The 10,466-nt window shown below is 41.5% G+C and carries 6 protein-coding genes and 2 pseudogenes; all 8 read right to left on the minus strand.

Annotation, left to right across the window (positions count from 1 at the left end):
• Positions 1-610 (minus strand): annotated as a pseudogene (locus BUB56_RS18385) (transposase); the annotation flags it as partial.
• 74 nt (positions 611-684) lie between these two features.
• Positions 685-1,998, minus strand: a complete 1,314-nt coding sequence (locus BUB56_RS18390) for a VWA domain-containing protein (RefSeq protein WP_242946434.1) — start codon at positions 1,996-1,998, stop codon at positions 685-687.
• Positions 1,999-2,096: 98 nt separating this feature from the next.
• On the minus strand, positions 2,097-2,576 hold the full coding sequence (locus BUB56_RS20020; RefSeq protein WP_242946435.1) for an AAA family ATPase: 480 nt from the start codon (positions 2,574-2,576) through the stop codon (positions 2,097-2,099).
• Positions 2,577-2,600: 24 nt separating this feature from the next.
• Positions 2,601-3,629, minus strand: coding sequence for an ATP-binding protein (locus tag BUB56_RS18395; RefSeq protein ID WP_110942712.1), 1,029 nt, complete (start codon positions 3,627-3,629; stop codon positions 2,601-2,603).
• A gap of 5 nt (positions 3,630-3,634) precedes the next feature.
• Entirely contained in the window at positions 3,635-7,309 is a 3,675-nt protein-coding gene (locus tag BUB56_RS18400) for a cobaltochelatase subunit CobN (RefSeq protein ID WP_110942713.1), read from the minus strand.
• Positions 7,310-7,340: 31 nt separating this feature from the next.
• Complete coding sequence (locus BUB56_RS18405; protein WP_110942714.1) at positions 7,341-8,135, minus strand: ABC transporter ATP-binding protein; 795 nt, start codon at positions 8,133-8,135, stop codon at positions 7,341-7,343.
• 5 nt (positions 8,136-8,140) lie between these two features.
• Positions 8,141-9,132 (minus strand): annotated as a pseudogene (locus BUB56_RS20460) (FecCD family ABC transporter permease).
• Positions 9,125-10,177, minus strand: coding sequence for an ABC transporter substrate-binding protein (locus BUB56_RS18415; RefSeq protein WP_110942715.1), 1,053 nt, complete (start codon positions 10,175-10,177; stop codon positions 9,125-9,127). Before BUB56_RS18415 ends, BUB56_RS20460 begins: the two are co-directional and overlap by 8 nt.
• Between the last annotated feature and the right edge of the window lie 289 nt (positions 10,178-10,466).

Here is a 10,466-nt window from a genome sequence, read left to right on the forward strand (position 1 = left end):
CATGACTTGCCAGTTTGTAGAGGTTCTGATTGGCTTTTAGTCGAATGGTATAGGAAACACTATTGGTTTCCCATTGTTTAAATAAGTCAGGGGTTGCAAAACCGCTATCTCCTCGCAAATATAAAGCGATATCCGGATAAATTTGTTGATACTCATCCAATAAAGGCTTCATAAAATCAACAACCCCGTTGGAAGTATAGACCGTACCATCCCGTAATTGAGCTTTAAGAAGATCTCCTGTTAAGCCATCATAGCATAACAATGGATGGTAACCATGGGCACTGTAATGAAAGTTGAAACCTTCTCCTTCTTGCCTACCATAGGTGTTAAGCAAGGTGGAATCAATATCTAGGAGTACCATTTCAGGTTTCTTGATCCCATAGGCAAGTTTTCTTAGTTCCTTGATTATCTCATTGAACTGATTTAATGTATCGGTATCCATACGGTTAAAAAATCGTGATAAAGTAGGCTGTGAAGCCAAAGCAGATTTTTCTAGAATGCTCTTAAAAACAGGCTCATTAGCCAGTTCATCAGCATCGTTGTCATTGAAGTACCCAGCCAGAATCTGATAGATCACCTGACAAAGGTTTTCGTCATCCTTATGGGTGCGTGTAGCAGTCAGGTTGAGTTATAATATTTCCTAACATGCTACTTTGAAAGGCTTTCCAATCTAGGTAACTAAGACTATATAAGAATATTCCTTACAGCCTGCTCTAGTTTGCAATCGGTCAGATTATCAATTTTGTGATAGGTGGCACCCAAATGACTGGATATCTCCGATGCAAGTCCAAATCTGATGCGGCCGCATTCTGTATCAATTACAAGACTTTTAATGCCCTCTGATGCAATACATTTTGCTGCATCAAATGCCTCCTTGACAGCATCCTCCCCATTTAATGAAACATTTGCTCTTCCATCAGATAGCAGTACCAAAAGGGGAAATATATTTGGGTCTTTTCGTTTTGCTGCCCTTAGCAGCTCATAAGCTTTATATAGACCACTGGCTAAGGGTGTTTTCCCCCCGGTAGGCAGCTCCTTTAGTCGTTTCTGTGCAAGGTTAACGCTCCGAGTTATATCTAACAGCACCTCAGCACCGTTCTTTCTAAAGGCAATCATGCCTACCTTATCCCTTTTCTGATAGGCATCATTCAATAGAGATAAAATAGTTCCCTTTACCGTACCCATTCTTTTCCCGGCACCCATAGAGCCGCTGGCGTCTACAACAAAAAGAATGGTGGCACCGGTTCGTTTCTCACATACCTTTTCTCTTAAATCTGAGGCTTTCATAGCAATAGCCATGCCTTTTTTATCCCTAGTAATCTGATAAGGTGCTGCTGCTCTAAGACTTGCATCGAAAGCAATACTTTTTGCCTTTCCCTTAGGAAAGGTATATCTTATATATCTTCCCTGACCGCTATCTGTGATGGTCTTATTCTTTCGCCCACTACCCCGTCGCTTCCTTTTATCTGTCATTTGATCTACAGATAGACTGATTTCAAAAATATCCTCCAGTTTATCTATTTTTTCATTACATTGATTTGAGACAGTTTGAAGTGTGTTTTCTAAGTAAGTCTTTTCTCTTTCCTGATAAGCTCCAGTGGTGTCTTTTTCTCCTGAGGGTGGCTTTTGCTCTTGTGTTAAAACTGCTTGTTGATCTTGCTCCCCGCAGCTTTCATTTGAATGATTTTTATCTGATCTCTGTTCCCTGCCGTCAACAACTTTCCTTTTTTCTCTGATCCGATGGGGCAAAACAAAGCGAGCAGCTTCAGCAATATCCTCTTTTAGCATGCCTTTTCGTCCTTCAAAAGCAGCAATGGCTTTTGCTGTTTCAATTAAAACTATTTCAGCCCGATGCCCATGACAGTTTCCTTCACTGGCGATTTCAGCCGCATATTCCATATGGGTATCTAGTGCAGATATTTCTGGTAAAAGGCCTCTTGATGCCTCTATTTTTTGCAGAAGTCCATTGGTTTCAACCTTCCATGCTTCTATAAACATACTGGGTGACTTCTCGTATTCTAGACGGCGGCGTATGATTTCTTTTCTTGTCTCAATATCTTCACAGCCTTTTGTTTCTACATATAGTCCAAAACGATCTAAAAATGAGGCTTCAAAAGACCTTCTTCCGGATTCATGGTACCGATCAATATAAACTTTGATTCATGGCAGTAGGATATTCCTTCTCTTTCAACACGATTGATGTGGGAGGCAGAGACCTCTAAAAGACAGTTCACAATATATTCACTTAATAGATTTATTTCATCTACATAGAGAATGTTCCCATCCACTTTTTTTAAAATGCCTGGTTCAAAGGCTCTCGCTCCTTCTTTTACAGCTTTCTCAAAGTTTATTGTGCCAAGAAGTCTATCCTCTGTAACGTTTAGCGGCAGCTCCACAACCTCTATGTCGCTGATTACTTTAGCCAGTCCCCTTACCAAGGTAGATTTCGCAGTACCCTTTTCACCACTAATGATTACACCACCTATAGCCGGGTTTATCACATTTAGCAGCAGTGCCTTTTTTAATTGCTCCTGTCCCAATGTTGCAGCAAACGGAAAAACATATCTATTTTTCAAAATAAATTCTCCTCATTCTTTGGATTATAAACCTACGATTTCTTTGATCTTTAAAAAGTCAATGCTTCCCTCCTCAAAGGGCCTGCGGCGCATTCTATGGGGTAATGCCAGCTCTGCTGCCTCTATGAGTTCCTCCTTGAATACCTGTTTTTTTAGATTATAGGCTGCGATGGTCATGGCGGTTTTTAAAATACTGATATCCGCACGATGGCCATCTACTCCCATCTCAATACATAGTTTTGCAGTGGCTTCAAGAATATCATCAGAATAGGTTACATCCTGCAGGATGTTCATTGCTGCTAAAATTCTATGTCCCAGCTTTTTTTGTTCCTCTTCATATTTCGTTGTAAAACCCTCAGGATCACTTTCAAATTCGATACGTCTTTTTATGACTTCTTTTCTTTGGATAATATCCTTCTCCCCTTCGACATCGACCATCAGTCCAAATCGGTCTAAAAGCTGGGGTCTTAGATCTCCTTCTTCAGGGTTCATTGTCCCTACAATCACAAATCTTGCAGGATGTGAAAATGAAATCCCTTCCCGCTCTATGGTGTTTACCCCCATAGCTGCAGAATCAAGCAGTACATCTACTACATGGTCATCCAGCAGATTTATCTCATCAATATAAAGGATATTTCTATTGGCCTGTGCAAGAATCCCCGGTTCAAATTTCTTTTCCCCATTCTTTATGGCATATTCTATATCGATTGTCCCTACAACCCGATCCTCCGTAGCACTTACAGGAAGATCGGTTACCCTCATAGGTGCAAAAATCGTCTCGAAGTCAATACCGTTCATTTTGCTGTTTCTACAGTTTTCGCACATGGCACTTAAATCATTGGGATCACATCCAAAGATACAGTCCTTTACCTGCTCACGTAGGGGAAGAAGCTCTGCAAGACCCCTCACAGCGGTGGACTTTGCCGTTCCCTTTTCTCCCTTTATCAAAACGCCTCCCAATAGAGGATTGATTACATTCAGAATCAGCGCCTTCTTCATTCTTTCCTGCCCTACAATAGCTGTAAATGGATAGGTTTTTTTATACTTTGTCATAACCTCTAGCTCCCTTCCACGGTTTCCTCAATAGAGCCTTCCAGCTCAAGGTAAAGTTGTTTTAGTTCATCCAGTTCTTTGTCATCGGCATCCCAATAACCTCGCTCGTTGGCTTCCATAAGCTTTTCTAATATGCTCATATAAGCCCAGGGATTGTTTTCTGACATGCGCTTACGCATTTCCTCGTCACTGATATAAGTATTATGTAGACTGCTGAAAATTTGACTATCTACTCTATTGGTAGTTGCAGACAGGCCCAGCATGTTTTCAAATCTTTCTTGTATTTTTTGACCTCCGTGATATTTATGCTTTAACATCCCGTCAATCCATTTTGGATTTAGCAGTCTAGTTCTTACGCCTCTTGCGATAGCATGCTCCACATTTTCTGTAGCTATGTTTTCAGTGGTGGTATCACTGATATAAATCTCGCATTTTTTTCCCTTTGCAAGCTCCACAGATTTCGCAAGTCCTCCAAAAAACTCATAATAATGATCTAGATCTGTTATTTCGTATTCGTGGTTGCTTCGGACCTGTGAAACAATATCTACGGCACTCAGATTTTTTTCCAGCAGTCCCTCTACAAATCTTCCTCTGTAGTTCTTACTGTATATATGATTTAAACTGCTCACGAATAAGCTGCCGATTTGACTTTCCTCTTCCCAATTTCCTGTTTCCAACAGCTTAGTGATTCCTGTTCCATACTCAGCTTCCCCAGGGCCAAAAATTCTGGCTGCAGCTAATTCAGAAGCTTCTTCTTGCGAATATCCTGCTTCTAGAAGCAGCCTATAAATTCTGTTATAGTTGTTTCGGTAATAATTGTATTCATCGGGTTCATCTAGGTTTTTTATCTTCTCCAAAAGTTCATTGATAGCTTCCATGATATTTGGAAACATGTCTCTAAAGAAGCCGCAAATATTGATCACTACATCAATACGAGGTCTTTTTAGTTCACTTTGGGGTATGATTCTAAAGGTCGGCTCCCAGACATTTTTTCCTCTGCCAACCTCTACCCCTAAATAGGCGAGAATCTGACCGATGGTCTCTCCTTGCGTTCTAGAGGTTTCTAGGCCCCAGAGTATTACCGCTGTTGAAGAAGGATAGTGCCCATGGCTTTCCTTATATTTTTTCAGGGTGTTTTCCGCTATTTTTGCTCCTCTACTATATGCTGTAGCTGTAGGGATAAATCTAGGATCAAACTGATATAAATTGTATCCAGAAGGAAGAACCTCAGGATTTCTGATAAAGTCACCGGCCAACTGGGCTTTAAGATACTCACCTTTTAAAGCCTTTAACAAGCCTTTTCCTTCATGCTGTTCCCTAAACTTTTCTATAAGATTTTTTCCATAAGCAAGGGATTGCTGCAGAGCATTACAGGATTCTTCCTTGGCCAGTGGAGGAATTTCCCCAGTGGATATATATTGCTCCCATGTGGCTGCGGACAGGACGTCTAGTTTTTCTAAGGATTTTGTATCTTTTTCCTCCAGTAACATTTCATAGTCTAATCCCTGATCCTCTGCTAAGATCCTTCTGATTGATTTGCAGTGATCTCTATCATAGCGTAAAACAAAGCTGGCATATTTGACCGCTTCTTCCCTATCTGCCTGTTTATTGAAGGAGTGGAGTCCTTCAGGTACCAAAGACCGTTTCATGGTATATAGCTCTTTCTCAAGTTCATCGAGTTCCTGAGGCAAATGATTCTTCTCTGCAGTTTCCATGATTTTTTTCAATATCTCCTCGCCTCTTGCCGGGGATATCATAAGGGCATTATGATATTCATCAATCAATGCAGCAAGCTCAGTAATTTCTCCGTAGAGTCCGCTCTCCATAAATGCAGGAGATTGATAGCTTACTAGGAGGGCATGAGCTCGGCGCTTTGCAATCATCGCCTCTGCTGGATTTCCCAGGTAATACAAATAGATATGGGGAAGATCTCCTATTAATTGATCGGGAAAGCAATCCTCCGACATACCGCACTCTTTACCCCTTAAAAACTCCAAGGTTCCATGGGTTCCTACATGGATGACTGCGTCTGCCTGAAACTCATCTCTTAGCCATTGATAAAATGCAATATACTGATGATGGGGCGGCAGACTTTTGTCATGATAGGCTTTTTCAGGATTATCATGAATGCCTCGCGCCGGTTGAAGCCCTACAAAAACATTTCCCTTTATGATACCTGGTATGAGAAAATCATTGCCAGAGGCCATAATCTCCCCTGGAGCCTCACCCCATTCTTTCAGCAGTTCTTCCCTATAAGCCTTGGTCTGTAGTTCCTTTTTATAGGCACTAGCCTTATATTTGATCATCTGATGGTTATAATCCTGATCTGACCACCGTGGAGAATTTACTAGCCCCCCTAATAGGAACCGCTCCCTCAGCTGTTCTGAAGTGAGAGGCTCTACTGTGTATCCATCGCTGTTTAGCAGAGCTAATATACTTTCTATCGATGAGAAGGTATCTAAAAAGGCACCTCCAAAAACATTGCTTTCTCCTGGTGGGTAATTATAGCCAATTACTGCAATTTTCTTTTCCTTATTGGTATAGTTCCTTAAATTCAGCCACCGCTTCACTCTGGCCGCTAGTTTGTCAATTCTTTCTTCCATGGGCATCAGACGGCTTAGTTCAAAATCGAAATCCTCTACAACTCTGTTTCGCTCTAATGAACCTACAGGGTAAGTTTCTATACACCCATCTAGTTCGGGAAGCATAACGGAGATGATAAACTCTGATGCACTACAACCCTGTAAGGACTGCTTCCATTCCTCCGCAGAGCGCCGCGTCATAAAGTAGGGATGCATTACCGGGATATTCAGCCTTTCCAGCATATCAACTGCTTCCTGTGCATTTCCCCCCATCGGTCCTGCACCTAATCTGAAGGATAGGAAATTGATCGCGATGTCCGCTTTTTTCCATGCACCATTTAGCAAAATATCCTCTAGCTCTGTCATGTCGTTACCAGATATTTTACCGAAGGCGATGGGTAATACTTGAGCAAAATCCCTTAGCTTTTCCATTACTGCTGCTACACAAGTCGATGAATCGTTCGGATAGTTATGGCCGTAATACAATAAGGCCACTACTGGTTTTTCCTTATCTTCGGAATATGTATTCTTATATTCTTCATAGGAGGCAAACTGATATTTTGTCTTAGGATCTTGAATGGAAAAAGATTTTAATTCCTCTACTGCTGCTGGTTCTGGTAGAAACTCCACTCCCCCATAGTTTTTAAGCAGTAGTAGCATCATATTGGAAATGTCCGTAAGATTTCCATTTTTCCAATATAGATCTATCTGCTTCAAATTTTTCAGGTCTCGCATTCTATCAGGAGTCATGGGTTTTTGCATCATTCCCATCCCCATCATATCCATAGCCTGCAATGTCCCCAGCCTCAAAAACTGTCTGCCGCTATTTCCGATGGGCAGAACATAGCCTGTATAGTTATTTAATGCATCCAAAACAGTTTTTGAAACCGTGCTGCTGCTCCCCATCAAGTCTATGATCACCATATCTGCATCCCTAATCGCAGACTGCATCTTACAAAGCTTTTCTCCACTGATATTGCTTATACCATTAAACAGCTTTAGATCTAAATGGCCAGGATATTTATTCTTAAATTCTTGATAGACATCAATGAAGCTCTCCAGTACCTTTGATGAAACAGTAATTACTGTCAATTTCATCCTTTTCACTTCCTTTCATGATGGATCAAACCTATACAACCTTATCTGGGTAGCACAAGGGCATTCCTGTTTGATCACAATAATGCACCCTAGCATCTACGCTAAATACTTCCTTAATGACCTCCTTGGTGATAACGTCCTTTGGCGTTCCTTGTATATAGATTTCCCCTTCCTTCATTACAAGGATTTCATCAGAGTATCTAGAAGCCTGATTGATGTCGTGTAAAACCATCACAACGGTTATTCCTTCTGTTCTATTTAAGCTTTTCACTAATTCCAAAATTTCTAGCTGATGGCATATATCCAAATAGGTGGTTGGCTCATCTAAAATCAGTACTTGGGGCTTTTGTGCAAGGGCCATGGCAATCCATACTCTTTGCATCTCGCCTCCGGAAAGGGCTCCAATGGGTCTATCCTCAAATACCTTTGTCCTGGTCCTCTCCATAGTCCATTCAATAACTTCCTGATCTTTTGTTTCTTTTCCCTGCCACCACTCCTTATGGGCAAATCTTCCGTAAGAAATTAGATCCCTCACAATGATATCATTGGGACAGCTGCGTACCTGCATCAAGACTGCCATCTCTTTCGCTACTTTTTTTGTATTCAATGAAAATATGTTTTTCCCATTCATCAATACCAGTCCTTTTTCTGGTTTAATATTACGGGATAAAGTACGAATCAAGGTTGTTTTTCCCGAACCATTAGGCCCGATGATAGAGACAACCCTGCCTTTTTTTATATTTAAGGTCAAGTCCTTCAGCACAGCTTTTTCTTTGTATTTCACATGAATATTTTCAGCGCTCAGTATTTCCAGATTTTTCTTCATGGCTGTTAATCCCTCCTCAGCAGGTACAAGAAAAAAGGTGCCCCCAGTACAGCCATTACAACACCTACAGGTATTTCAACGGGACTGAAGGCCGTTCTGGCAAAGGTGTCGCTGTACATTACCACAGCAGCTCCAAACAGTGCCGATCCGGGAAAAAGATATTTGTAGTCAGAGCCGATCATGAGCCGTACGCTGTGGGGAACAATTAAACCTACAAATCCCAACAACCCTACAACGGATACCGCACTGGCGGCAAGAAAAGCAGCAACTGCCGTCATGCCCAGCCTTACCCACTCCACATTCAATCCAAGCCCTCTGGCAACATCATCTCCTAGTACGAGGATATTCATCTTTTCTGCCATAGGAAGGGTAATGAGCAATCCACCGATCGTATAGGGCAATATCATCCAAACATGGGGCCAGCTTCTTCCAGAAATACCCCCATTCATAAACATCAGTGCACCATGGATGCGGTCACTATAAAATACCATCAATGCAGAGATCCCAGCCCCTAGAAAGGCGGCTACCGCAACCCCTGCAAGAATAATACGCATGGGTTGAATTCCGCCTCGCCAGGCCAGGATATAGATCATAATGGCGCCCCCATAGCACCGATAAAAGCGCCAAGGGGTACCAGCATTTGGTATTGAGGGAATAAAATCAATATAATAATCCCAACAAGACCGGCTCCAGAAGAGATTCCGATAATTCCTGGGTCTGCCAAAGGATTCTTCATAACCCCTTGGAGGATAGCACCGGATAATGCCAGATTAACCCCTACTAGAGAGGCTAATATGGTTCTGGGAATCCGAACACTCCATATGACCAATCTTTGGGCTGTTTGCTCATCGCTCATAATAGCTCTTAATATATCTGACACAGATATCTTCATACTCCCGATCATGTTACACACAAAAAAACCTAGTACAACTGCTCCAGCATACAAGCACAGAATCATCATTCGAAAGGCTCTTCTGTCCTTCACACTACTAATCATTTAGACCTCCATATATTTCCGGATAGACAGCCTTAGCCATATATTCAATGGCTTCTACAAAATTAGCTCCTGCATTATATAAAAAATATTTTTGTGGAAGATATACAATACGATTTTCCTTCACCGCTCTAAGGTTTTTCCATACGGGATCCTTTCCTAACTTTTCCTCGATGATCTGCTGGGCGCTTGTTCCCTCACCTAGCATGCTGGTCACCAAAATCACGTCTGGGTCCTTTTCAATGATGGTCTCCATACTAAAGGGCATGTTTTCAGTTTTAAAACCATTTATCTCTGTTTCCGCGACTATATTTTTAATCTTGAGTGTTTCCGCAACATTCCCAGAAATACTCATGGAAAGCTTAACGGCGATATCTTGAGAAGTCACATATAAAATCACTGCACTGGGTGTCTCTTTTGGAAGGCGGTCTACAATCTCTTTTTTATCCTGCTCCATCTTTTTTATAATCTTTTCTGCTCTTTCTTCTTGATTTACAATTCTACCCATCACACCAAGCATATTGATTACATCATCATAGGTCCGCATTTGGAGGTAGAGCACAGGAATGCCGCACTCCTTAAGTACAGGCAGGATAATATCCTGCACGCCAGTTTGGGCAATAATCAAATCTGGTTTGAGTTCCATGATTTTTTCCACATTAGGATTATAAATTTGTCCGATATTCGGAAGATTGTCTGCCTCTGGAGGAATAGGGCTATTGGCGCTGGTGCCGCTGGTACATATGGATTCCCCACCAACAGCATATAACAAAGATAAAAAAGTACCAGAAATTGCTGCAATTCTTTCAGGCTTTTTTTCAATGGTAACCTGATTGCCTATCATATCCGTAATGGTAACAGGATATCCAACTCCCTCTGATGCCGTTATTTTTCCTATGGTTACTCCTTTTTTTACCTCTGATGCTTCCTGTACTTCACCGATTTCCTTAGCAGTTGATGGACTTTCACCGCTATTTCCTCCAGCTCCACATCCGGAAAAAACCAGGCAGATCATCAACAACAAAGTAATAGCCTTACTGCCTTTCATAAATATCCTCCTTGTAAGATAAATATAGGGTTAGGGCTCAAAAACCCACCCGAATGTTCTTTGACAACTTTAAATCTATTGTTCAGATGAATCAGTGACACCAGACATTGAATTTTTTAAACATCGTGCTATAATCTCTTTGTCAGAGAGATAGATGTGCATTCCTCCTGGATCCCTTCCATAGTAGAGGCTTATCCGTGAAAAAGCGTGTCACTCCACAAGGACGATTCGATGTTTAGCTGGTTGGGCCACCATTTGGTGTTACCCGTTTCAAATGCAAGGTTGTTTG

Origin of the sequence: Geosporobacter subterraneus DSM 17957, assembly GCF_900142145.1 — a bacterium.
Classification (GTDB): Bacteria; Bacillota; Clostridia; order Peptostreptococcales; family Thermotaleaceae; genus Geosporobacter; species Geosporobacter subterraneus.